The sequence below is a fragment of the Turicibacter sp. H121 genome (genome assembly GCF_001543345.1).
In the GTDB taxonomy this organism is placed as follows: Bacteria; Bacillota_I; Bacilli_A; order MOL361; family Turicibacteraceae; genus Turicibacter; species Turicibacter bilis.
Map to the genome: position 1 here is coordinate 2,125,001 of NZ_CP013476.1, position 24,518 is coordinate 2,149,518.

19 protein-coding genes, 1 tRNA gene, 2 rRNA genes, 1 pseudogene and 1 other annotated feature (1 of these 24 cut by a window edge) are annotated in these 24,518 nt (G+C 36.1%); of the genes and pseudogenes, 21 read left to right on the forward strand and 2 right to left on the reverse strand.

What is annotated here, in order from left to right; genetic code table 11:
• From AT726_RS10175 to hemL, 5 genes are all read left to right on the forward strand, one after another.
• Positions 1–1,749: ribosomal RNA gene (locus AT726_RS10175) — 23S ribosomal RNA — on the forward strand (it extends 1,142 nt beyond the left edge of the window).
• Between the two features lie 52 nt (positions 1,750–1,801).
• Positions 1,802–1,910 (forward strand): 5S ribosomal RNA (gene rrf / locus AT726_RS10180).
• Positions 1,911–1,921: 11 nt separating this feature from the next.
• A tRNA-Gly gene (locus AT726_RS10185) sits at positions 1,922–1,995 on the forward strand.
• A 229-nt stretch (positions 1,996–2,224) separates the two neighbouring features.
• The gene (hemA, locus tag AT726_RS10190) at positions 2,225–3,460 is read left to right on the forward strand and encodes a glutamyl-tRNA reductase (RefSeq protein ID WP_068759510.1); all 1,236 of its coding nucleotides are present in this window, start codon (positions 2,225–2,227) and stop codon (positions 3,458–3,460) included.
• A gap of 17 nt (positions 3,461–3,477) precedes the next feature.
• The gene (gene hemL / locus AT726_RS10195; protein ID WP_055275882.1) at positions 3,478–4,773 is read left to right on the forward strand and encodes a glutamate-1-semialdehyde 2,1-aminomutase; all 1,296 of its coding nucleotides are present in this window, start codon (positions 3,478–3,480) and stop codon (positions 4,771–4,773) included.
• A 225-nt stretch (positions 4,774–4,998) separates the two neighbouring features.
• Here hemL and AT726_RS10200 read toward each other — a convergent pair whose 3' ends face one another.
• Positions 4,999–6,066 (reverse strand): ISL3 family transposase, encoded by a 1,068-nt coding sequence (locus tag AT726_RS10200; protein ID WP_068759511.1) that lies wholly within the window; start codon positions 6,064–6,066, stop codon positions 4,999–5,001.
• A 180-nt stretch (positions 6,067–6,246) separates the two neighbouring features.
• Between AT726_RS10200 and AT726_RS10205 the strand changes: the two genes are divergently transcribed.
• From AT726_RS10205 to AT726_RS10245, 9 genes are all read left to right on the forward strand, one after another.
• Positions 6,247–7,038, forward strand: a complete 792-nt coding sequence (locus AT726_RS10205; protein ID WP_055305844.1) for a sirohydrochlorin cobaltochelatase — start codon at positions 6,247–6,249, stop codon at positions 7,036–7,038.
• Positions 7,039–7,118: 80 nt separating this feature from the next.
• Positions 7,119–8,024 carry a hydroxymethylbilane synthase gene (gene hemC, locus AT726_RS10210; protein WP_055305843.1) on the forward strand — a complete coding sequence of 302 codons (906 nt, stop codon included), beginning with the start codon at positions 7,119–7,121 and terminating at the stop codon, positions 8,022–8,024.
• Positions 8,014–9,519: a uroporphyrinogen-III C-methyltransferase gene (cobA, locus tag AT726_RS10215; protein WP_068759512.1), complete on the forward strand. Its 1,506-nt coding sequence runs from the start codon at positions 8,014–8,016 to the stop codon at positions 9,517–9,519. Before hemC ends, cobA begins: the two co-directional genes overlap by 11 nt.
• Positions 9,520–9,535: 16 nt before the next feature.
• Positions 9,536–10,513, forward strand: a complete 978-nt coding sequence (gene hemB / locus AT726_RS10220) for a porphobilinogen synthase (RefSeq protein WP_055244643.1) — start codon at positions 9,536–9,538, stop codon at positions 10,511–10,513.
• Between the two features lie 77 nt (positions 10,514–10,590).
• Positions 10,591–11,187, forward strand: a complete 597-nt coding sequence (locus tag AT726_RS10225; RefSeq protein WP_068759513.1) for a precorrin-2 dehydrogenase/sirohydrochlorin ferrochelatase family protein — start codon at positions 10,591–10,593, stop codon at positions 11,185–11,187.
• A gap of 387 nt (positions 11,188–11,574) precedes the next feature.
• Positions 11,575–11,799 (forward strand) — a binding site (T-box leader).
• A gap of 175 nt (positions 11,800–11,974) precedes the next feature.
• Positions 11,975–12,748, forward strand: a complete 774-nt coding sequence (locus AT726_RS10230; protein ID WP_055305839.1) for a transporter substrate-binding domain-containing protein — start codon at positions 11,975–11,977, stop codon at positions 12,746–12,748.
• 25 nt (positions 12,749–12,773) lie between these two features.
• Entirely contained in the window at positions 12,774–13,457 is a 684-nt protein-coding gene (locus AT726_RS10235) for an amino acid ABC transporter permease (RefSeq protein WP_055244647.1), read from the forward strand.
• Positions 13,450–14,172, forward strand: a complete 723-nt coding sequence (locus AT726_RS10240) for an amino acid ABC transporter ATP-binding protein (RefSeq protein WP_055244650.1) — start codon at positions 13,450–13,452, stop codon at positions 14,170–14,172. Before AT726_RS10235 ends, AT726_RS10240 begins: the two co-directional genes overlap by 8 nt.
• Before the next feature lie 68 nt (positions 14,173–14,240).
• Positions 14,241–15,230, forward strand: a complete 990-nt coding sequence (locus AT726_RS10245) for a phosphotransferase enzyme family protein (protein WP_068759514.1) — start codon at positions 14,241–14,243, stop codon at positions 15,228–15,230.
• 514 nt (positions 15,231–15,744) lie between these two features.
• On the opposite strand, the pseudogene AT726_RS10250 reads toward AT726_RS10245, so the two are convergent.
• Positions 15,745–16,985 (reverse strand): annotated as a pseudogene (locus tag AT726_RS10250) (IS110 family transposase).
• Between the two features lie 798 nt (positions 16,986–17,783).
• Between AT726_RS10250 and AT726_RS10260 the strand changes: the two are divergent.
• From AT726_RS10260 to AT726_RS10290, 7 genes are all read left to right on the forward strand, one after another.
• A complete protein-coding gene (locus AT726_RS10260; protein ID WP_068759516.1) occupies positions 17,784–17,975 on the forward strand; it encodes a hypothetical protein in 192 nt (63 codons plus the stop codon).
• Positions 17,976–18,142: 167 nt separating this feature from the next.
• Complete coding sequence (locus tag AT726_RS10265; protein WP_068759517.1) at positions 18,143–19,372, forward strand: response regulator transcription factor; 1,230 nt, start codon at positions 18,143–18,145, stop codon at positions 19,370–19,372.
• A 206-nt stretch (positions 19,373–19,578) separates the two neighbouring features.
• Positions 19,579–19,980, forward strand: a complete 402-nt coding sequence (locus tag AT726_RS10270) for a hypothetical protein (protein ID WP_055244659.1) — start codon at positions 19,579–19,581, stop codon at positions 19,978–19,980.
• A gap of 5 nt (positions 19,981–19,985) precedes the next feature.
• Positions 19,986–20,402: a GNAT family N-acetyltransferase gene (locus AT726_RS10275; RefSeq protein WP_201023057.1), complete on the forward strand. Its 417-nt coding sequence runs from the start codon at positions 19,986–19,988 to the stop codon at positions 20,400–20,402.
• An 845-nt stretch (positions 20,403–21,247) separates the two neighbouring features.
• On the forward strand, positions 21,248–22,852 hold the full coding sequence (locus AT726_RS10280; RefSeq protein ID WP_068759519.1) for a hypothetical protein: 1,605 nt from the start codon (positions 21,248–21,250) through the stop codon (positions 22,850–22,852).
• A gap of 536 nt (positions 22,853–23,388) precedes the next feature.
• On the forward strand, positions 23,389–23,673 hold the full coding sequence (locus tag AT726_RS13480) for a DapH/DapD/GlmU-related protein (protein WP_144436966.1): 285 nt from the start codon (positions 23,389–23,391) through the stop codon (positions 23,671–23,673).
• A 229-nt stretch (positions 23,674–23,902) separates the two neighbouring features.
• The gene (locus AT726_RS10290; RefSeq protein ID WP_068759520.1) at positions 23,903–24,226 is read left to right on the forward strand and encodes a hypothetical protein; all 324 of its coding nucleotides are present in this window, start codon (positions 23,903–23,905) and stop codon (positions 24,224–24,226) included.
• Positions 24,227–24,518: the final 292 nt, after the last annotated feature.

A 24,518-nucleotide genomic window follows, 5' to 3' on the forward strand; every position in this document is an offset into this window, starting at 1 on the left:
AGTGACTCTGCGCCGAAAATGTACCGGGGCTAAACGGACCGCCGAAGCTGCGGATTGACTTTAGAGTCAGTGGTAGGAGAGCGTTCTAACAGCGGTGAAGCAGTACCGGAAGGAGCTGTGGAGCGGTTAGAAGTGAGAATGCCGGTGTGAGTAGCGAAAGATAGGTGAGAATCCTATCCATCGAAAGCCTAAGGTTTCCAGGGGAAGGCTCGTCCGCCCTGGGTAAGTCGGGACCTAAGGTGAGGCCGAAAGGCGTAGCCGATGGACAACAGGTTGATATTCCTGTACCACTTATTAAACTGATGGAGTGACGGAGAAGGCTAAGTTGAGCGTGTGATTGGATTCACGTGTAAGCAGTGAGGTGGTCATGTAGGCAAATCCGCATGGCATAACATTGAGCTGTGATGCCGAAGCCGAATGGCGAAGTCAACTGACGTCACGCTTCCAAGAAAAGCTTCTAGGGTTAATTTAATAAGTGCCCGTACCGATAACCGACACAGGTAGGCGAGGAGAGAATCCTAAGATGAGCGAGAGAACTCTTGTTAAGGAACTCGGCAAAATGACCCCGTAACTTCGGGAGAAGGGGTGCTTGTGAAAGCAAGCCGCAGTGAATAGGCCCAGGCGACTGTTTATCAAAAACACAGGTCTCTGCTAAACCGCAAGGTGATGTATAGGGGCTGACGCCTGCCCGGTGCTGGAAGGTTAAGAGGAGAGGTTAGCGCAAGCGAAGCTTTGAATTGAAGCCCCAGTAAACGGCGGCCGTAACTATAACGGTCCTAAGGTAGCGAAATTCCTTGTCGGGTAAGTTCCGACCCGCACGAAAGGCGTAACGATCTGGGCGCTGTCTCAACAAGAGACTCGGTGAAATCATAGTACCTGTGAAGATGCAGGTTACCCGCGACAGGACGGAAAGACCCCGTGGAGCTTTACTGTAGCTTGATATTGAGCACTGGTGGCACATGTACAGGATAGGTAGGAGACGAAGAAACCAGGACGCCAGTCTTGGTGGAGTCGCTGTTGGGATACTACCCTTGTGTCACTGGGGTTCTAACCCGTGGCCCTTATCGGGTCAGGGAACAGTGTCAGGTGGGCAGTTTGACTGGGGCGGTCGCCTCCCAAAGAGTAACGGAGGCGCCCAAAGGTTCCCTCAGAATGGTTGGAAATCATTCGAAGAGTGTAAAGGCAGAAGGGAGCTTGACTGCGAGACCTACAAGTCGAGCAGGGACGAAAGTCGGGCTTAGTGATCCGGCGGTACCGAATGGAAGGGCCGTCGCTCAACGGATAAAAGCTACCCCGGGGATAACAGGCTGATCTCCCCCAAGAGTTCACATCGACGGGGAGGTTTGGCACCTCGATGTCGGCTCATCGCATCCTGGGGCTGTAGTCGGTCCCAAGGGTTGGGCTGTTCGCCCATTAAAGCGGTACGCGAGCTGGGTTCAGAACGTCGTGAGACAGTTCGGTCCCTATCCGTCGTGGGCGTAGGAAATTTGAGAGGAGCTGTCCTTAGTACGAGAGGACCGGGATGGACACACCGCTGGTGTACCAGTTGTTCTGCCAGGAGCATAGCTGGGTAGCTACGTGTGGACGGGATAAACGCTGAAAGCATCTAAGCGTGAAGCCCCCCTCAAGATGAGATTTCCCATTCGAAAGAAGTAAGATCCCTTGAAGACGACGAGGTTGATAGGTCAGGAGTGGAAGTGTGGTGACACATGGAGCGGACTGATACTAATCGATCGAGGACTTAACCAAAGAAACTGAAGAAGATATCTAGTTTTGGAAGATTAACAACATCTTTCAATGGTCTAGTGATGATGGCAAGGAGGGCACACCTGTTCCCATACCGAACACAGAAGTTAAGCTCCTTAGCGCCGAGGGTAGTACGCAAGTGCGAGAGTAGGACGTCGCTGGGCCAAACCTATATGCGGGTGTAGTTTAATGGTAGAACTTCAGCCTTCCAAGCTGACTGTGAGAGTTCGATTCTCTTCACCCGCTCCAATTCGAATAGTCGCACTCTTTGAGTGCTTTTTTTATAATTTATGAAGATGCTTAAAGAGCATTTTTTTTGTTATCTAGAGGTATTTTAAACTCGATTATTTAGAAATTAAAATTTATAGATGTTTAGAATTAATATCATGAACTTTCTATATGCAAATTTACAAATGAACTTTAATTGGGGTATACTATTATGGGATAATAAATCAAGAATTATTGTTGGAGGTCAGCTATGAATATAGGAGTTATAGGAGTCAATCATAATTCGGCACCCATTAGTGTAAGAGAAAAAGTATCATTTACAGATACAAAAAAGATAGAGGCTATAAACTCCTTATTAGATAAAGATATAAGTGAAATTGTTATACTATCTACATGCAATCGAAGTGAAATCTATGTTAGATGTGAAAATATACAGGAAAAAATAAATCTTCTAGCTAATTTTTATGAAGATTTTTTTGATGAGAAAGAAATTAAGAACTATTTATTTTCAAAGATAGGAAGAGACGCAGTCAGTCATATTTTCGAGGTTACAGCTGGCTTAGACTCCATTGTATTGGGTGAGGATCAAATTTTAGGACAAGTAAAAAAAGCACATGAATTTGCTATGCAATTGGGTTCAAGTAAAAAAGTTTTTAATAAACTTTTTAGAGAGGCGGTTACTACTGCAAAAGAGATTAAAACGACAACAAAGATTTCTGAACAGCCACTCTCTATTAGTTACATTGGTGTGAAACTTTTAAAAGAAAAAATTGGATGCTTACAAAATAAAAATGCATTGATAATTGGATATGGTAAAATGAGTCGACTAACAATGACTTATCTTCAAGAAGAAAGAATAGGAAATATATACCTAGCTAATAGAAGTCACGGTAAAGTTAGTAACATAAGCGATCAATTTCAAAATGTCATACCTATTCAATATGATGAAAGGTATGAAGTCTTACAAAATGTTGATATCGTTGTTAGTGCTACTGCTGCTCCTCATACAGTATTAAAATTAGATAAAATGCCAACATTAAATCATAGGATATATATGATGGATATTGCACTCCCACGGGATATTGATCCTAATATTAATACCCTTGACCATGTGGTAGTTTATGATATAGATGATTTAAAGAAAATTCATGATGAAAATGATGTCAAAAGAAATGAATTAGCAGGTATAGGATATCAAATAATTCATGAAAAAATTGATGAATTTATAGAATGGTTAGAATCAGCGAACATTGATCCTACTATTAAGTCATTAAATGAAAAATGTCTTGAAATTAAAGAAGGTTCATTAGAATATTTATTTAGAAAATTAAATCTTGATGTAAGAGAACAGAAATTAGTTGATCGCATGATGGAGTCTGCTCTTAAGCGATTAATTAGAGAGCCCATTGTTAAATTAAAGCAAGTTAAAGATAAAGGAAAAAGAGACGAGTATATTAAATTAATCGAAGAATTATTTGAAGTTTAACCTGTGGAGGTACCTATATGATAAATGAAAAGTCAGAACAAATTTACAAAGAAGCGGTTGAGTATATTCCTGGCGGTGTTAATAGCCCCGTTCGAGCATTTAAATCAGTAGGTTTAAGTCCTATTTTCGTTGATCATGCACATGGAAGTAAGATTTATGATGTAGATGGTAATGAATATATTGATTATATCTGTTCATGGGGGCCTCTGATGTTAGGTCATTCTCCAAAAGAATTAAGTGAGGGAATAGAAGAGGTTATCAAAAAGGGAACAAGCTATGGAGTTCCTACTCAAATAGAAGTTGATATGGCAAAAATAATTGTTGAGGCTTATCCGGCCATTGATCAAGTTCGTATGGTTAACTCTGGGACAGAAGCAACTATGAGTGCATTACGAGTGGCAAGAGGATATACTGGAAGAAACAAAATATTAAAGTTTGAAGGATGCTATCATGGTCATTCCGATTCTCTACTAGTACAATCAGGTTCAGGAACGATTACTTATGGGGTTCCAACAAGTCCAGGTGTACCAGATGATGTTGTTAAACATACATTAGTTTGTAAGTATAATGACTTAGATGCCGTAAGAGAAATTTTTAAAGAAGAAGGGAATGAGATTGCGGCAGTCATCGTGGAAACTATCTCTGGAAATATGGGATTAGTTAAAGGTAAACAAGAATTTATTGAATTACTACGAGAAGTATGTACTGAGTATGGGGCAGTTTTAATATTTGATGAAGTTATTACTGGATTTAGATTAAGTTATAATAGTTCTCCAGCCTATTTTGGTGTTAATCCAGATATGGTTTGCTTTGGGAAAATTATAGGTGCTGGTCTTCCTGTTGGAGCATACGGTGGAAAAAAAGAAATCATGAGTGTCGTTTCTCCTATTGGGCCTGTTTATCAAGCAGGAACTCTATCTGGGAATCCATTAGCGATGTATATGGGGAAAAAGAATTTAGAAATCTTAAGAGATAATCCTCAAATATATACTGAATTAGAGAGAAAAGCTAAAAAATTAGAGGATGGAATAAATACTAATTTAGAAAAATTAGATTTAGATTATACTGTGACTAGAGCAGGTTCTCTAGTATGCTTATTCTTTGCTAAAGGTCCTATTGAGAACTATGATGATGCAAAAAAATGTGATATAGAAAAGTTTAATAAGTATTTTGCCCAGCTACTAAAGCGAGGGATTTTAATTGGTCCTAGTCAATATGAAGCAATGTTCTTATCGAATGCTCATACTGACGAAGATATTGAAAAAACAATCGCAGCTAATTATGAAGCATTAAAAGTTGCACATAATTTATAATAGCAGAATAATATTAAACGAAATAAAATCCTCTATTTTACATCATTTAAAGAGATTTATCATAAAACATTTGAGAATAAGTATAACAAAAAAACCTAGCCATTTGGCTAGGTTAATTTTTTTCTCAAAAATAAATTCGATTTTATTTAGATAGACTAAGTGGCTCTTTGTCAACTGGTGTGGGTGAAGAAATTTTATACCTGTAATCGTGAGGGATTAAGCTGCTCATTGAGCAGTTTGATTCCTTTTATTTTTTTGTTCAAAGGTGTACTTATGGATAATCAAAATTCTAGCTTTGAAATGATAGAAACTACGGTATCCAAAGGCCATGCGTTTAATCACTTTAATCTTGTTATTAATCCCTTCAAGCACTCCATTGGTATAAGATGTTTCAATCGTATTTTTGATATAATCTTGGTAGTTAGTTAATGTTTTTAAAGCTGTTTTCATTTCAGGTGAAAGTAAGTCAGAGGGGTTTTGAATGGCATGATGAAAAGCATCAAAGTTGCGAAGTTTGATGGCCTGTTTGATGGTTTGATAGAAGTTATAAGTCGCTTTTAATTCCGGATCTAAAGCGAGTAAAAAGTCGACGATTTCCTTTTGAGAGATATATTTTTTGAAACATTTAGAATAGAAGTAGTGGGTAGAATGGATATCCTCTTGCGCTTTTAATAAAAGGCGCCAGTAATGTTTGAATTTGTTGTAGAACTCTTTGTTTTGGTTCATGAAACGAATACGAGTTTTATTGAGGGCACGAGATAAAAGTTGAACGACGTGGAACTTATCTAAAACAATTTTAGCGTTGGGAAACACCTCTTTAATGAGTGTCATATACGGAGCATACATATCAATAACAACGTGAGTTACACCTTCACGGGCCTCCTTAGAAAATCGCATGAAATAAGGTTTTAAAGTGCTTAGACGACGGTCTTCAACGATATCAATTAACTTCCCATTAGAAGCATCACAAATAGATTCTACAAGAGAGGTTTTAAGCGTAAAGGTACGATCACAATGACGGCATTTATAGCGTTGCTTTTTTAAATCGAGATAGGTATCAAAGCCAGAGAGTTTCATCATCTTAATACGAGAGGTTTTGAAGCCGTGTTTAATGATTTGTGAGTCAAAGAGATGACCACAGTTGTAACAATGGGTCGGTTGAAAAGAGAGGATACCAGAAATCACCTTAGAGCGGATCCCGTTAATCTGAACATCTTTCATCCAATTTTCTGAAAAAGTAATATTTTTATCTTTTAAATCGAGTAAAGTTAAGATACAATTATTGTGAGACATAAACCCAATCCTTTCGTGTTTTTTTTGGTCAATTACATGGTATAGAATTTGGGACGTGATGTCTCTTTTTTTATACTTATTTTTTATTCCAAATAAAAGAAGTGTGGGAATCACCCACACCAAATATTATAGAACCGACTAAGTAAGGTAGTAAATAGATGATGAATAAGGAGGTTAAGTATGAACAAAGCAGTACTCGTCGTAAGTTTTGGAACAAGTTATAAAGAAACACGAGATAAAACCATTAGAGCATGTGAAAAGAAAATACATGACTGTTTAAGTGATTATGATTTTTATCATGCTTATACTTCAGATAAGATCATTGAAAAGATAAAAATCAAGGATGGAATCCATATCGATACCCCAAAGCAATCTTTAGAAAATTTATATAAAAAGGGGTACCAAGAGGTAATTGTTCAATCACTTCATATTCTTTGTGGGGAGGAGTATCAGGAGTTAAGCGAAGTGGTCAGACAATATAAATCTAAATTCCAGAAGATTGTTTTAGGGAAGCCTTTACTAGTAGATCATGAAAATTATGATGAGGTTGTAGAGGCGATTGAGGATCAGCTACCTGATTTGAAAGAAAATGAAGCGTTAGTATTTATGGGACACGGTACGATGACTCAATCAAATGAACAGTATTCAAAAATAGAGTCTATGATAATAGGTCATGGAATCAATGCTTATGTAGCAACGTTAGAAGGGGACTTAAAGTTAGAACAGGTGATTGAGAATTTGCATTGTCAGAATATAAGAGGGGTTCATTTAATGCCACTTATGTTAGTTGCGGGCTATCATGCGGTCAAGGATATGACTGGTGATAAAAAAGATTCTTGGAGGAATGTATTGGAAGGAGAAGGATTTGAGGTTGAGGTTCATCTTCAAGGATTAGGAGAAAATATTAAGATACAAGAGATATTTGTGAAGCGTGCGCTGAAATGTCTAGAATCATTAAATATTATCAATTAGTTAAATATGAGTTTATGAAACAGTGATATACTTATAGTAAAGAAATTAGTACAGAAGATCGATATACAAGGAGATTCATGATGAAAGTAGTTGTTGGAACAAGAGGAAGTAAGTTGGCTCTTACACAAACAAATTGGGTCATTGATCAATTAAAAGAGCGAAACCCACAGGTTGAATTTGAAGTAAAGATTATTAAAACGAAAGGTGATTTAATTCAACATTTATCTTTAGATAAAATTGGCGATAAAGGATTATTTGTTAAAGAAATTGAGCAACAACTTTTAGATAAAGAAATCGATATTGCGGTACATAGTATGAAGGATATGCCTTCCACTTTACCTGCGGGGTTGAGATTTGCTGGAACGCCTGAAAGAGAAGATCCACGTGATGTTTTAATTTTAAAAGAGGGTTACAAGAATATTGATGATTTGCCACGAGGTGCTAAAATTGGGACAGGTAGTAAGCGACGAAAGTATCAATTATTAAAGTATCGACCAGATTTAGAGATTGTTCCAATTCGAGGGAATATTGATACACGTATTCAAAAGATTAAAGATGAAAATTTAGATGGAATCGTCCTTGCAGCAGCAGGGATGATTCGAGCAGGAATGACTGAACAAATCAGTTACTATTTCCCTGTTGATTTAATGGTTCCAGCCCCTGCACAAGGAGCACTAGCCATTGAGATTCGTGAGAATGATTTAGAAATTGAGAGTTTAGTTAATAGTATTAAAGATGAAGTGACACAAGTTCGAGTAGCTGCTGAACGAGGTTTTTTAATTGGTGTTAATGGAAGTTGCCATGTTCCTATGGGAGCTTATTGTGAGATTGTTGGTGATCAGTTGAAATTAACAGGGTTGTATGGAAATGAAGAGGGAAGTAAATTGGTTATTAAAACATTAGAAGGAAGTATAGAATCTCCGATTGATCTTGGAGTTGAGTTAGCCCAATTAGTCTTAAAGGAGTATGAGAATTATGAAGGGTAAAGTATACCTTGTAGGGGCAGGTCCTGGTGATTATAAATTATTAACGTTAAAAGGGTTAGACTGTATCAGGGAAGCAGATGTTATTGTTTATGATCGATTAGCTAATGTTAATTATTTAAAAGAGGCAAAATCAAACTGTGAGTTTATTTATGTTGGGAAGGCATCAAGTCAGCATACACTTCCGCAAGAAGAGATTAATCGCGTCATTGCGGATAAAGCGAAGGAAGGAAAGATTGTCACACGCCTTAAAGGGGGAGATCCTTATGTATTTGGTCGAGGTGGAGAAGAAGGTGAAGTTTTAAAAGCTGAAGGTATCGATTTTGAAGTGGTTCCGGGAATTACGTCTGCGATTGGTGGGCTTTGCTATGCTGGAATTCCAATTACCCACCGAGACCATGCGTCATCTTTTCATGTCGTTACTGGTCATTTAAGAGCGGATGATAAAGAAAATCCTGAAATTAATTGGAATGCTTTAGCGAATACGGGAGGGACGCTTGTATTTTTAATGGGAGTGGCTAATTTGAAAAAGATTAGTGAGAACCTCATTAAAGAGGGGAAGCCGAAAGATACGCCAGTGGCTTTAATTAGTTGGGCGACGCGACCAAATCAAAGAGTGATTATTTCAACGCTTGATGAGGTTCATGAAACAGCGGTAAGAGAAAAGGTAAAGCCACCGACATTAATTGTGGTGGGATCGGTTGTGAATTTACGAGAGACGTTGAATTTCTTTGAGAATAAGCCGTTGTTTGGGAAAAATATCATGATAACAAGAAGTCGTACACAAAGTAGTTCATTAGTTGAGAAGATTATGGATTTAGGCGGGAACCCAATTGAGATTCCAACGATTAAGATTGAAAAGATTGAAAATAATGTGGCATTAGAGCAAGAAATCCGTCAATTAAAGGATTATACGTATTTAGTGTTAACGAGTAAGAATGCGGTTGATATTTTCTTTGATAAATTAGATGAGATGGAGTTGGATGCAAGAGCCCTTGCTCATGTAAAGGTTTGTGCGATTGGAGCGGCAACAGCAAGAGAGATTAAAGCAAGAGGAATTAGAGCGGATGTTATACCGAAGCGTTTTGTTGCAGAAGAGTTATATGAAGCATTAAAAGAACAGCTAACGTCTGAAGATAAAATTTTAATTCCAAGAGCGAAGAATGCTCGTGATTTCTTAGTGGAAAAATTAAGAGAAATTTGTGAAGTTAAAGAAGTTCATACGTATGAGAGTGTGATTGATCTCAGTAAGAAGGATGAAATCTTAGAGATTTTAAATCAAGAACGTGTGGATTATATTACATTTGCAAGTTCTTCAACGGTGAAAAATTTTGTAGAGATTATTGGAGAAGAAAATTTAGATAAAATTAAAAATTCTAAGGTGATTTCGATTGGTCCTGTCACATCAAAAACAGCGAGAGATTTGAATGTTGATGTATATAAGGAAGCAGAAAAGGCAACAATTGAGAAGATTGTGGAAGCCATTGTAGTTGAGTAATTTGGAGGTTTGAATTATGTTAAGAAGACCACGACGCTTAAGAGCAAATAAGGCAATTAGAAATTTAGTGAGAGAAACGAAGTTAAATGTAGAAGATTTTATTTACCCATTATTTATTGTTGAAGGTGAAGGGATTAAACGAGAAATTTCATCACTACCCGATGTGTATCATTTTTCAGTTGATAGGTTAGAAGATGAGATTAAGGAGTTAAGAGAGTTAGGTCTTGAGCACGTCATCTTATTTGGGATTCCTCATGATCATGAAAAAGATGAGTGTGGGAGTGAAGGCTTTAATGAGAATGGTGTGATTCAACGTGCCGTTCGCCGTATTAAAGAAGTGGATCCAGAGATGAATGTCATTACGGATGTTTGCATGTGTGAGTATACGAGTCATGGCCATTGTGGAATTTTAAATGAACAAGGTTATGTCAAAAATGATGTGACTTTAGACTATTTAACTAAAATTGCGATTAGTCATGCGAAAGCAGGGGCTGATATGGTGGCACCTTCAGATATGATGGATGGTCGAATTAAGGCACTTCGTGATGGATTAGATGAGGCAGGATTTGAAAATATCGGAATTATGTCATATAGTATAAAATATGCATCAACGTTCTATGGGCCATTCCGAGAAGCGGCAAATTCAGCACCAGCATTTGGGGATCGTAAAACGTATCAAATGGACCCTGCTAATTCGAATGAAGCTTTAATAGAAGCAGAGTTAGATGTCTTAGAAGGGGCAGACATTTTAATGGTCAAACCAGCTCTTTCTTATTTAGACGTCATTAGACGTGTAAAAGATCATTTTGATTTACCATTGGCAGCGTATAATGTGAGTGGGGAATATGCGATGTTAAAATCAGCAGTGAAAAACGGGATTTTAGCTGAAGGGGCGATTTATGAATCAGTGATGTCAATCAAGCGTGCTGGAGCAGATATTATCATTACTTATTTTGCAAAAGATTTAGCGAAGATGTTAAAAGAGATGAAATAAGTGTATGGCATAAAAAAAGCTGATTACGATAAATGGTAGTCAGCTTTTTTAAGTCTGTTAGGAGGGAGGTTTTTACGATGCTTTATCCAATTAATTTAGAGTTGAATCATGTTGAAATTGTGGTGATTGGTGGAGGAGAAGTAGCCTATCGAAAGTGTAAAAACTTTAGCGAGTTTAATAAATCGGTTAAGGTTGTGGCACCATCATTTATTGAATTATTTTATGAACTAGAAAATGTGGAATTAATCTGGGATAGTTATAAAGAAGAATATATTCAACATGCTCAGATGGTAGTGGCAGCAACGGATAATCAAGTGATTAATCAAGCTATTGAGGAGTATTGTCATCTCCATCAAAAACTTGTGAATGTAGTTGATAGTGTTAGTCTTTCTAACTACACAGTACCATCATATGTGAAAAGAGGCGATTTACTTTTAAGTGTCTCAACCGGCGGTAAAAGTCCATCATTGTCAAAAAAGATTCGGATGGAGTTGGAAAAAAAATATGATGATAGTTATGAGGAATATGTGCATCTGTTGGGCGTGATAAGGCAACAGATTATTGAGCAGTATGAGGATGTGAAGGTCAGACGAAGGTTGATTCAAGAACTGATTAAACTCGATTTAGATGCACTTAAAGAAGAAGGTAGAAAGTATATGTCAGAGGGGGAATAGACTCCAATGATTTGGAATTTAGGGAGTCATATTATTATAGATTTATGACCAGCCTTCTTACGAGATATGGAAAAATTTATATTTTTAACTCATCTAACGAAAGCAAATAAGAGACGTTAATAATCAAACATAAAAAATATTTTAAGGGTGAAAAAGAGGCATGATGTCTCTTTTTTCGAAGGTAAAAGAAGAGATTTGTGGTGGGGATACAATCATTGTTTTCATCATGATGACAACGCTTTTAAGTGATGTTAAGGTTGTAAGATTTTTATGGTTAATAGGAAGTATGTGGTAAAATTTCTTAGAAGGCTCCAGAAAAAAATTTTAAAAAAAGCTCTTGATTTTTTAAATATCGTGCCTTAAAATGTAACTAACAATTTGATTTGAATAAATCCTTTGACGAAGAAAGTAGCCATAAGGTCAACTGCCAAGCGAGCTAGTGTTGGTGAGAGTCTAGTCAGTTCTTATGTGTGAAACGCCCTTCTATGGAAATTATCACAAATATACATGAGTATAGAGTATGATAATTGGGTACTCCCCTTACAGAGCAGAGTGGATACAAGTTTGTTGTATCAATTAGAGTGGTAACGCGGTCAGTAGGTCGTCTCTTATGTTTATAAGAGATGACTTTTTTTTATAAACATATGCCATTTTAATTGATGTAATAGAATGTATCAATAAGAGTGGTACCGCGGTAAAAGATCGCCTCTTGATTAAAGAGGCGGTCTTTTTTGTTTGTCGAAAAAGGTCAAATTAAATGAAAGAGAAAATAAGGAGGAGAAAAATTATGAAAAAGATGTTAATGGTTTTAATGCTAATGTTAGTGGGTGTTGTTGGTTGTGGTCAACAGGGAATCTCAATTGAAGATATCGAAAAAGAGGGAACGTTATTAGTTGGATTATCAGGAGATTATCCTCCATTTGAGTTCTACAAAATGATTGATGGAAAAGAGACATTAGTTGGTTTTGATGTGATGTTAGCTGAAAAAATTGCAGAGGAATTAGGGGTAGAAGTAGAATTTAAAAACATGGATTTTAACTCGTTAATTGGTGCTTTACAGTCAGGGCAAGTGGATATGGTGATTTCAGGAATGTCTCCAAATGAAACACGTCTTAAACAAGTTGATTTTTCAGATTTCTATTACACTGGTGAGAATGCAGTATTAGTTAGAGAAGATGATGTAGCTAAGTATCAAACAGAATCTGATTTAAAAGATATTAAAATTGGAACTCAGTTAGGAAGTATTCAAACCCCAATTGCAGAGTCATTTACATCAAGTGTCAAAGAATTAGCTACGACTCAATCAATTGTCTTAGAGTTAAGTAATGGGAATGTAGATGCTGTTATTCTAGGAAAAGATATTGCGGATCGTTACGCTGAAGAGTTTGATAATGTTGTTGTTTCAGATGTCACAATTTCTTCAGAAGAGGCAATGGCTGTTGCTCTTCCGAAAGGATCAGATGAGTTAACAGCAAAAGTCAATGAAGTCATTGCGAAGTTAAAAGCAGATGGGACACTTGGAGAAATGTTAGAAGAAGCAATGAAAATTGCGAATGAATAATTAAAGAAATGAAGTAGGTGAAGAGATGTTTGATTTTATTATTGATTACTATCCTATGTTTTTAAAAGGAACAGGAGTCACTATTTTATTAGCCTTATTAACAGTGCTTTTTGGAACATTGATAGGAGTGTTAGTTTCCATTACAAGATTTAATAATAAAGGATTTTTTGGGAAAATCTTAAATAAGTTAGCTGATGTTTATATTGCCTTTTTCCGTGGAACACCGTTAATGATTCAGTTATTTATTTTCTGGTTTGGAATTCCTCAGTTGTTCCATATTAGGCTAAAACCTGTGGGACCAATTCCAGCAGAGTTTATTATTGGAGCTATTGCATTAGCCATTAACTCAGGGGCATATGTGGCAGAAATTTTCAGAGCTGGAATTCAAGCCGTTGATAAAGGACAAATGGAAGCAGGACGATCACTTGGATTAAGTGAGAAACAGACGTTAAAGCACATCATTTTACCACAAGCGATTAAAAATATTTTGCCGGCGCTTGGAAATGAGTTTGTTGTCATTATTAAAGAGTCAGCAATTGTTTCAGTGATTGGGTTGGCAGATTTAATGTATAATGCGGATAAGGTGACGGCAGCAACTTATAATGCATTTGGGGTTTATATTGTAGCTGCATTCATTTATTTCATTTTAACATCAGTATGCTCAAAGCTAGTATCAGTATTTGAAAGGAGATTAGACCAAGATGCTTAAGATTAATCAATTATCAAAATATTTCCACGGAAAACAAGTTTTGCATTCGATTGATTTAGAAATTAAAGAAGGGGAAATTGTAACGATTATTGGACCATCTGGATCGGGAAAATCGACTTTATTACGTTGTATGAATTTGTTAGAAGTTCCAGAAGCGGGAGAGGTTTTGTTTGAAGGAACTAATTTGTTAGACCCCAAAACGAATTTAAATGAAATTCGTGAGCATATCGGGATGGTGTTCCAAAATTTTAACCTATTTCCGAATAAAACGGTTGGTGAAAATATTACGTTAGCTTTAAAACTTCTGAAGAAAATGGATGATCAATCAGCTAAGGAAATTGCGTTTAATTTATTAACACGTGTAGGCTTAGCCGATAAAATAGATGTGTATCCATCGAAGTTATCAGGGGGACAAAAGCAACGTGTGGCCATCGCTCGTTCATTAGCATTAAATCCAAAGTTAATGTTATTTGATGAACCAACTTCGGCATTAGATCCTGAGATGGTGAAGGAAGTTTTAGATGTGATGAAAGAGTTAGGAGAAGGTGGCATGACGATGGTCATTGTGACGCATGAGATGGGGTTTGCTCGTCAAGTGGCGACACGTGCAATCTTTATTGATCAAGGACAAGTGCTTGAAGATACGACGCCTGAACAGTTATTTACTGCTCCAAAACATGAACGTACAAAAGAGTTTTTAGCGAAAGTTTTATAAACAAAAATCACTAGTTTAACTAGTGATTTTTTCTATGTTATAATGAAGATATTTTAGGAGGAGAAGTCATGGAATTAAATCAATTAAAAGAGATTTTAGCTTGTTATTTTCTAAGTGACTGTCAGATTCATCAGGGTGCATCGGGTATGAATAATTTGACTCGATTCATTGAACATGAAGGAAAAAAATATGTGTTACGTGTGTATCAAAATCATAGTGATGAAAACTTGGTTCAAGTCGAGCAAGAGATTTTAAAAAGGATTAAAGGAGTCCCAGTTCCTGTTTTAGTGCCGACAATGAGAGGGGATTATTTAGTACGCTTGTATGATAAGATTGCGGTACTATTTGAGTATCAGGAGGGGGTTAATTTAAAATTAGAGAGGCTGGATCAATACAAAAATTATGGTGAAATGATTGGAAAGCTAAGTCGCGCGTTAGGAAAGTTAGAGGTTGATAAAGAGGGCTATTCACCGTATTATGAGTTAGATGAGGCATATCCTAACCATCAAATCTGTGAGTTTTGTCAACATCCATACGAAGAGTTTGAATCATTACATGAGGAGTTAAAAGTGGTTGAGAGAGTTTATGAGGACTTAATGAACTTAAGTGAGAGATTTAAGACGTTACCTCAACAACTTATTCATGGGGATATTAACTCGTCAAATTTGTTGATGGATGAAGCGGGAATGATTTCACGCATTTTAGATTTTGAATTTGTGACGAAAGATTTACGAGCGATGGAGATTGCGATTTGTTTGTCTGAGATTTTATCTGAAGGTCAGGATGAAGTTTGGCCGAGGTTAGAAGCGTTTATCGAAGGATTAAAACAATCATTGCAATTAACGAAGGAAGAGACTGAGGTTTTACCGTCATTAATTTTACTTCGTCGACTAGATGTTGTCATGCATTTTATCGTACGTTATCGACGTAATATTTCCTCGGAAATTGTAGGAAAAGGTGAATTTTTAAGTAAGCAGATTGTAAAACTTGTTGAGCAATCGAGTTGGATTGAAGAAAATGGGAATCGCTTAATTGAATTATTAAGTAATTGTGAATGATAAAAAGGACTATCTCATTTTGAGGCAGTCCTTTTATTATTTCCTTCAATTTGTTGAGTATCAAACTCATATTTTTAATTTTGTCTTGATGTAAGTTTCCTTTTAATGGGATGAGTGACCGAGCAGTTTCACTTGTGAAATAAGTCGCTATTACTAGGGCTCTAAGAGTTTATATTGTGAAAAACTTATCGAGACTTATATATTAGAGAAAGTTCATTTATAAAACCAGGTCATGCTGGTAGTTGATGTTACTCTATTAGATTGTTGTTTGATTAAGGTTTATTTTTATTAATTAAGTGAAAATATACGACTATTTTAGACTCTCTAATATAGAAAGCGCTTTATTATTGTGGTATAATTAGGAAAAGTAAAGAAGACTTGTGGTATTAAGTCAAGTATATGATTGAAAAAATAGATAAAGATTTTTAAAAGTTGGGCGCACTGAACTAGACCCTCGGCTAATTTTTTAAAAATTTAGCCTAGCGCCAGACAGAAAGGATTCAAAAGCAATCAGTTAGCTTTTGAGTGATACGCTCCTTTCCGGCGTGTAGAGTTGGTGGTTACGTAACAGCGTATCCACCAAACGCACTAATTTTCTAGCGGTTAGGACGAGGGCTCGTTTGTGTTTAAATTTCGGAACTTCATCGTATTTTTTCTGGTAATACAAGCGGTAAGTATCTTCGTGTCGTCTGATAGAGTTGGCAGCTTCAACCATATAATACCGAAGATATTGGTTGCCTGTTCGTGTCAGTGGTGTACGTTCCGATTCAAAGTTTCCAGACTGATTTTTTTCCAGTAGAGACCGCAATATTTGGCTAATTGGGCTTCATTTTCAAAACGTTCAATTTGACCGATTTCAGCGACAATACCGGCGGCATAAACAATACCGATACCTGGAATACTTTTTAAACATTGGGCTTCTGTTACAATTTCAAAGAGCGCCACAATGCTTTTTTCTAAATCTTTAATCTGTTTTTTCAACGTTTGGATTAATCGTGCATAAGTCGCTAAAACCATGTCTACTGATTCTTGAACGACTTTACCCAATCGATAAGAATCACGAATAGCTTTTTTAATGGTTTTAGCTAATTTCTGTGGATCACTAAAACGACCTCGACCTTTTTCTTGTAGAAGGTTAGCTAAATCTTCTAACTCCATTTCGGCCATTTCATCGAGGGTTAGTGCATCAGAAAGAAGATCGAGCATGGTCGCACCAAAAACAGAGGTATCGAGCTCTTTAGAGAGGGTATTACACTTGTAGTAAAGGTTCTCAAGAAAGTGCTGTTTACATTCGGTGAGTTGATGAACCATTTGATATCTCGAACGAGTCAGACGTTGAAGAGCGACATAGCGTTCCTCTTTTAAAACTGTCTTATTAAATCGTTCAATACGTAAGAAGTCGGCAATACGAAAGGCATCAATTCGATCGTTTTTATCTTCTTCAAAAAGCCCTTTATAACGATGAATGGACTTAGGGTTTTGGATAACGACTTCAACGAGACCTAAGGATTTTAGTTCAAGATCTTCAGATAAAAAAGTTGCAGGATGAAAACTGTAAATCGAAGTAGACTCCATTCCAATCACGATTTTTTCATAGTTAAATGATTGGTGAAACTGGAGAACATCTTCTTTGATAGAAGAGGCACCGTTAATGTTATTAGGAAGGGTAACTTCTTTTAACGTCGTGTCTGAACTATCAAGAAAACAAACATCAAGTTTTTCAGAGCTAACATCAATACCGACAAATAATTTCATGGAAGGGACCTCCTTTCTTTTGAATGAATTTGGAATAAACTCGGATACGGCTGGACATCCCTAGGGTCCCAAACGTGGCGACAACCTCGCGTATAAGTATTCTAAAGACCCCAACTATGAGTGCTGCCCTCAACCCTGTTAAGAAGAGGAACATAGAAGGAGTTGATACAGCTTGTGCGTATGCCGAACAGTTTGGGTCTGGGTCACAGTCTTCAAATGTAGTCGAACTACAGGAGGAAAAAGTATATTCCTGATGGATCCAATTCCATTACCTATATGATGGAACGTCCGAGGGTATCTGAGACAAAAAGAGATCACTAAATGAATCATTTAGGTAAAGAAAACTCATTCAGTTTTCAAAGAACAATTCATGCCCTAAATGAAGGGCTTAAACTTATTATACGAGAGAGGATGGATACAGGGTTGAGGTAAGCTTATGCCAGTTTACATTGGTGTTATATGATAAGAGGGTAAAATGGATTTTTAAGGTATAAGCTTTAGAATTGATTTGTTGAAGTGATGTCATTGATGAGCACAGTTCTGATTGTGAGTATAAGGGATTAGAGATATTTATTTAACTTGAAGGATAGGATAAGGCCTAATTCACGTCTCTTCTTTAGTAATTTAAATTTGATGATAGGGATAAGCACGATGTTGGAAGTGAAGTCCATTTGAGGAAATTGGGGGACTCTCATGATTATTGGGCAGAACGATTAGTGATATGAAGGAAAAGGCTACAATTAAAGAACCCTGGAGGAGTAGATTTTAATTTAGCGAAGGCGTTATAGGGATTTGTTTATGTCTGAGCTCGATTTAGATGAAGCGTGTTTAGGCAATAATATGCCGAAGTTTATTTTGCATCTGATGGTAGTAAATCGTTTGCTACATGGATTAAATAAATCAAGTCATTTGAAAGTTATGATAAAAGTTCGCAGCAGGTTAGATTCGATTTGGGTGTTAATGAAGGATATTGGAGCGGGAGTGCTATGATCGAAGAAGGCAAAAGGAAAGTTAGCTGGTAGATGATCATCAATAGGAATGATTAATGTCATTGAATGCATACAATTATCATGTTTACATGAGTGTGAGTCACCTTAATGAAGGAATGATAGTCATCATTAAGATACCAAAACCAAAATAGGTAGGGGGAATATCCTTTGTTAAAGATCTTAATTGTCGATGATGAACAAGTTGTTCGTGTCTATTTACAGAGTATTGTGAACTGGGAACAGTATGATTGTCAGGTTGTAACAACGTGTGAAAATGGAATGGAAGCATTAGAGGTCATGGCACAGCAACCAATTGATTTAATATTAACGGATTTAGAAATGCCTAAAATGAATGGTTTGCAGTTAATTGAAGAAATCAGAAGTCGAGGATATCAGACGAAAGTGATTGTGTTAAGTAATCATAGTGATTATGATTTGAGTCGTGAAGTAATGAAGCTTGGTGCGCTAGATTACTATGTGAAAACCAATGTAAAAGAAGCAGACATTATCTCAATGATTGAGCTCGTTTCAGAACAAGTAAAAAAGCAATTATTACAAAAGCATGCACTTGAGGAGGAAAAGCGACTTAAAATAGATAATTTTAAAATTGGACGTAAGACTTTTTTAACAACGGTTTTAACAGGGGATGTTTATTATAATGAGTTACAGTTATCTCAATATGTGAAGATGTATCATCTCTTTGAGCCTCGATTAAGTTTGTATCGATTAAGATTTCAACAACCGATTGAATTAAGACAGTTTTTATATGTTGATGCCATTATCGCAGAGGAGTTTCAAAAGTATGATCATGATGTTCTTCATCTAACTCAGGAGAAAATTTTAGTGGCTTTATATGAACGAACGATTGTTGAAGAGCAAGTGTTAATGGATCATTGGCTCAGGATTGTTAAAAATATTAAAACTTATTTAAGGGCAGAGTTACAGGCATCTAAGCGATTATTGATTGATTCAACAGATAAGTTAATTTCATGTACGAAGTTATTTCAAAATGATGTTCCAGGTGATGTGTCGCCTGTTATTGCTGCTGAAGAGTTATCACATTATCGGCCAGAGATTCAATCTATCTTAAATTATATTCATGAGCATTATGATGAGCGCATTACGCTTCAAGATTTATCAGTGTTTGCCTGTTTAAATGAAGCATATTTGAGTCGACTATTTAAAATGGAGACAAAGAAAACAATTAATAGTTATATTAATGAGTTAAGGATTTATAAGGCGAAAGAGTTATTAAAAAGTCCAAATATTATGGTCAAAGAAGTGGCTCAATTAGTAGGGATCAAAGATCAACTTTATTTCAATCGCGTCTTTAAAAAGTTTTGTGGAGAGAACCCAACTGATTATCAGGATCGTGTAAAAAAATTAGTTTCTAAATGATAATCCTTTATTGGATTATGGATAAGATAATACTATGAAAATGATAGTATGTGAATGGCTGCAAACTTAGAGATTTTGTCTGATAAAATATATCGACGTCATTACTAATTTTATAATCGGTTACAAATTAAAAACTGTCTATGAGAGGACAGTTTTTTTCATATTTTGATAGTGTTGTGATTAAACTTTAGTAAGGAGGCGACGGAATGAAAAAAGGATGGTTTAGTGTTGCGGTGCTTTTGTTTTTAGGAGGATGCAGTCAGGTTGCTAGTGACGGTGCCTGTTCGATTGATCGAGTGCATGTGGTGTTAAATGATGAGACCTCAACGCTTGGTAAAGTGTCGGTTGTTATCAATGATCCATCGTCCGTTGCAGAGTTAGTTGAGATTCTTGACACCGCAAAAAAGGGGGATCTTGTTCGGGATGATGAGTTATTATTGGCACCGGCGGTGTTTTATGAGTTGTATGATGGAGATGATCTAGTACAGATATTAATGTTTAATGGAGAGGATACGTTACGCCTGTTTCGAGGTGGGCTTTGTTTTGAGGTTGAGTATGAGGGGGTAACGTTATCTGATTGGTATAAAAAGGTACAAAAGAAAGGATGAGAAAGGTGTTATTAGAAATTCCAACTCATGAAGAGGTGAACTACATCGATCAAGCATTGATGGCTTATAATCATTCGCGGGAGCCTTTTTTGCAGACGAATCCATTTATTCCAGTAAATCATTGTTTGAAGAATGAAAACGGTGAAGTTATTGCAGGAGTTTTGGCAACACTTGTATGTTGGCATGTGTTGTATGTAGATGTGTTGTGGGTTGATCCAAGGTATCGTCGTCAAGGGTATGGAAGTCAGTTGTTAGCAGAGGCTGAAAAGGTGGCCAAGGCATTAGGTGGGTATTTAGTTCATTTGTCAACGTTTGATTTTCAAGCGAAGGCTTTTTATTTAATGTGTGGTTATGAAATTTTTGGAGTATTAGAAGATTGCCCAAGAGGTCATTTAGAGTATTTCTTGAAGAAGAAATTATAGATTATTTGAAATATGGCTGAACCTTAAGAAATTATTAAGAATTATCATTAGGTTATTTTAAGATTTTAAGTATATATCAGGGGTATCGATTATATAAGCCACGATAAATTTTCTGTAGAGATAGAATCTAGGATGCCTTAGTATTCAAAAGCTTTAAGTACTAAGACTGACTTAGAAAGATAAAAAATAATTCTATTTATATCTAGATTATTTATCGGTTTGTATAAAGTTAAGGGAGTGCGATGCAAAATGCAACGAAAAGTGGAATATAAGTATGCAGAGGAACGTGTGAGTGTTGGTTATGTATTACGAAATATGATGACAATCGGACTAGTGGTAGCGGTTATGTTTCATTTCATTATACAATAATTGCGAAATGATGATTTCTTTTGTTGGAAATCGTCATTTTTTATGTATAATTGTAGGTGAGATGGTTAAGGCTAATCATTTTTATCATGCGTAATGAAAAGTTAAGGGAGTGTAGTTAGGATGCAACGAAGAGGAGAATATCAGTATGGACAAGAGCGTGTGAGCTTTGGTTATGTGTTACGAAATATGATGACAATCGGTTTAGTCGTAGCTGTCATGTATCACTTTATTGTGAAATAGTGAATAGATAAGAAGCAGTCTGTTTCTATATAGTCGATGATTTCTATCGTTAGAGATCATCTTTTTTTATTAGAGAGAAGAAATTTAATTCTTAGTTTGGTAAAAAATGATTTTCGTGTATAATGAGGGTGAATATTAAGAAATTTTTAAGATTTATGACAGTTTTTTATTAAGATTTAAAGATTAAAATGTAATTAAGCTCATTAGAGCGGAGTTTGATGAAAGGTGGTGCTTTGGTGAAGGCAATTTTAAATAGAAGTCAAAAAGTCATCGCGTGGTTAGTTTTAGCCGTGATGGTGATTGGAGGTGCGATCGGAATTTATTCGCAATATCCAACTATGAAAACTCAAGCGAATCGTTGGGCAGGAAACTTTTTTGAATCGTATAGTTTTTTAGATTCGTTATCGGATGGGGTACAGTATTTAGGATTTGAGATGTCGGGAGATATCATGACTCGTGATGAGGTTCCAAGTGATGTGGAGTATGGTGGAGATTGGATTAATCTTTTTGGGAATGATTTAGATTATTATGTGAAGAGTTCAACTGGTGAAAAAACATTAGAACGAGATGGGGTGTTATTAGCCCAAGTCTTAGAGGGAGATTTAGAAATTTCATCAGAGGAACTTAAATCGCAGTATCAGTATGTCGTAGCGTTTGAATTTGATCAAGAAGGGAAAGTAGCGATTAAGCAGATTTATGGTGGGGATCGTGTCTCAACTGAACAATTTTTAAACGATTATGATGTGTTTTATAATTATCAAGCAAAAGACATGAGCATGATTTTCGGAGTACCTAAAGAACTTTCGAGTCATAGTTTTTTTGCGAATCAATTACAGTACCATCTAGAAGAAGGTTATGTGATAGCAGTGATTCCTTATTTAATTGTAGGAACTGCTATTATCGTGTTAATCACGTTTATCGTACCATTTGCTTGGTTTGAACGTTTAGCCATTGTTCGTGGACTTATGGTGGTACCGCTAGAGTTAAGGTTTTTATTTGTGATCGGAACGTGTTTTGCAGTGATAGGAGCACCATTTTTATTAATTTTTACTCAATCTGGTTATTTGTTAGAAGCGATCGATTACTATTTTGGAATGAATCGTGCACAATGGATAGTAACGGCTATCAATTTAATCTGTTGGGGTGGATTTATAGGGGTTATCACGCTTCATGCTCTTTATCTGAAAGAATTCTTTATTATTGGTCCGTGGCAGATGATTCGTCGTCATACGATTTTAGGACAGCTGATTTGGCTTTGGCGTCGTCCAAAAGTTGTGACGAAAACGATGGTTGAGGAGAAAGTGGTGATTGAGGAAGATCCACGTGTGGCGGTCATCACCTCACAGTTAGCATTATTTAGGGACACATTGAGTGAGATGAAACCACGCCTAGAAGAAGTTAAAGGTGTCGATGAAGTCATTGAGCAGTTAGATTCGCTGATGAATCTTTGTGATTTAAATCAACCACTACAACCCGTTAATGTGACAAAATTAATTTCAGATACGATGGTATTATTTGAGGAACGCTTTGCCTCGCTTGAGGTAAAAACGAGATTCCCAAAGGAGATGATTTTTGTTACAAGTCATGAGGCTTTAATGAAGCTATTAATGGAGACGTTATTAGGTGGAATTGCAGATGAGGCTTTACCACATTCTCGTGTGTATTTAGAAATGATTTGCGAAGATCAAACAGTTATTCTTGTCACACGTAGTGTCTTAAAGGATGAGGTAGATGTGAAGTTAGTAGCCGCATTAGAAGCATTAGTTCAACAACAACGAGGCGTATTCGAATCAGTAATCGATGGTGATTTAATGAAACTAACGTTAAAATTTAAAAAATAAAAAGATATTAAGGATAATCCTACTGTTGAGATTATCCTTTTTATATTTGATAGAAAAAGAGGAGAACTCAAAAGTAGATTCATTTTTGAAGGAATGGGGCGAATATAATGTCATAAAAATCCTATTTAGTCAGGAAACCTGCTAAAGTTCAAAATAACAAATTAATTTTATTATTTTCTAAAGATTAGTTTAAATGTGAGAATGATTGCATAGGAAGGGGGTTAAAAGATAATGGCATCGTGATATGCTACAATAAGGAAGAGATTCGATAAGAAGGTGAAATCATGAAAGAGAAAGTTTATTATATTCGTGGAGCAGAAGAATGACGTGAGAAGAGTCTACGTGCAGCAAAGCTAGTTCGTGCGTTAAATACGCATGATTTGGAAGATGATGCAGGAAAGGAAATCCTGATTCGTGAGTTATTTTGAACTGTTGGAAGTAGCCCATGTATTGAAGATAATTTTCACTGCGATTTAGGGATAAACATTCATGTAGGAGATAATTTTTATGCTGGATTTAATTGTACTATTTTAGATATGGCAGAGGTTCGAATCGGTAATAATTGCATGTTTGGTCCAAATGTAAGCCTATACACAGCGGGTCATAATATTGCACCAAAACGACGTAATAAAGATGGATATGGGATTCCAATTACGATTGGAAATGATTTCTGGATTGGTGGAAGTTGTGTCATTTTACCAGGTGTAAGTATCGGTGATAATTCGATTATTGCAGCGGGATCAGTGGTAACGAAAGATGTACCAGAAAACGTCATTGTTGCAGGAAATCCGGCCAAAATTTTAAAATCTATTGAGGAATAAAAAAGTGATGTATTTAATCGATTTTTTACTAGAAATTTCATTTGTTTAAGAAGTCTAAATGTTATTAAGGAAACAATCAGTTCAGACTATATGGTAAATAGTTTACTATTTCTAACAGTCTCTGTATAAAGGAAAAAGTGAAATGAGTAAAGATTAAAAAATTATAAACGCAATACTTACTTCTTTCATATGATGTATTAGGTGTTAATCATATGAGGGGGATGATTGGATGAAGTGGTTGATGAAGTATGTGATTTATGGGTTACCATTTGTTACGTTACTGGCTGGAGAATTGTTAGCTGAAACAGAAATTGATCGAGCTCAGGTGTATGTTCCGTTATTAGCATTATTCCCATTTTTGTATTTATTGCAAGGGTTGCTAGTTGCGCTTTATGGTGGAAGTTTATTAGTTGCAGTTGTTATGACATCTATTTCTTATTTTGTTGCGTTGTTTTTATTTTTAAATCAATCCTCTTGGATTTATATTTTAATTTATTTAATTCTCACTCTAGCTGTAAGTGCTATCTTTGAATATAAACATCCCCATCATTAGATTGAACTGAAAGAGAGAAGGTTGATGAAATAGGTGTCTAGTCTTTAAATTTTTATCCGTTTAGATTAAATCATATTGTTCGTGAGAGAATTGTGTAGCAGTTGCATTAATTATGAGGTGATGAATATTAATCAAGATAATATGACAGAATAAAGTGCCTATCTAATGAATGAAGAGGAGGCACTTTTTAAATTGTTGAGGATAGAAAATATGTTACAATAAAATGCGGTAATAAATGTAAAATGAGGGTGAGAAGATGGATCAACGTATGATTGTAGACTTTTATAATAAG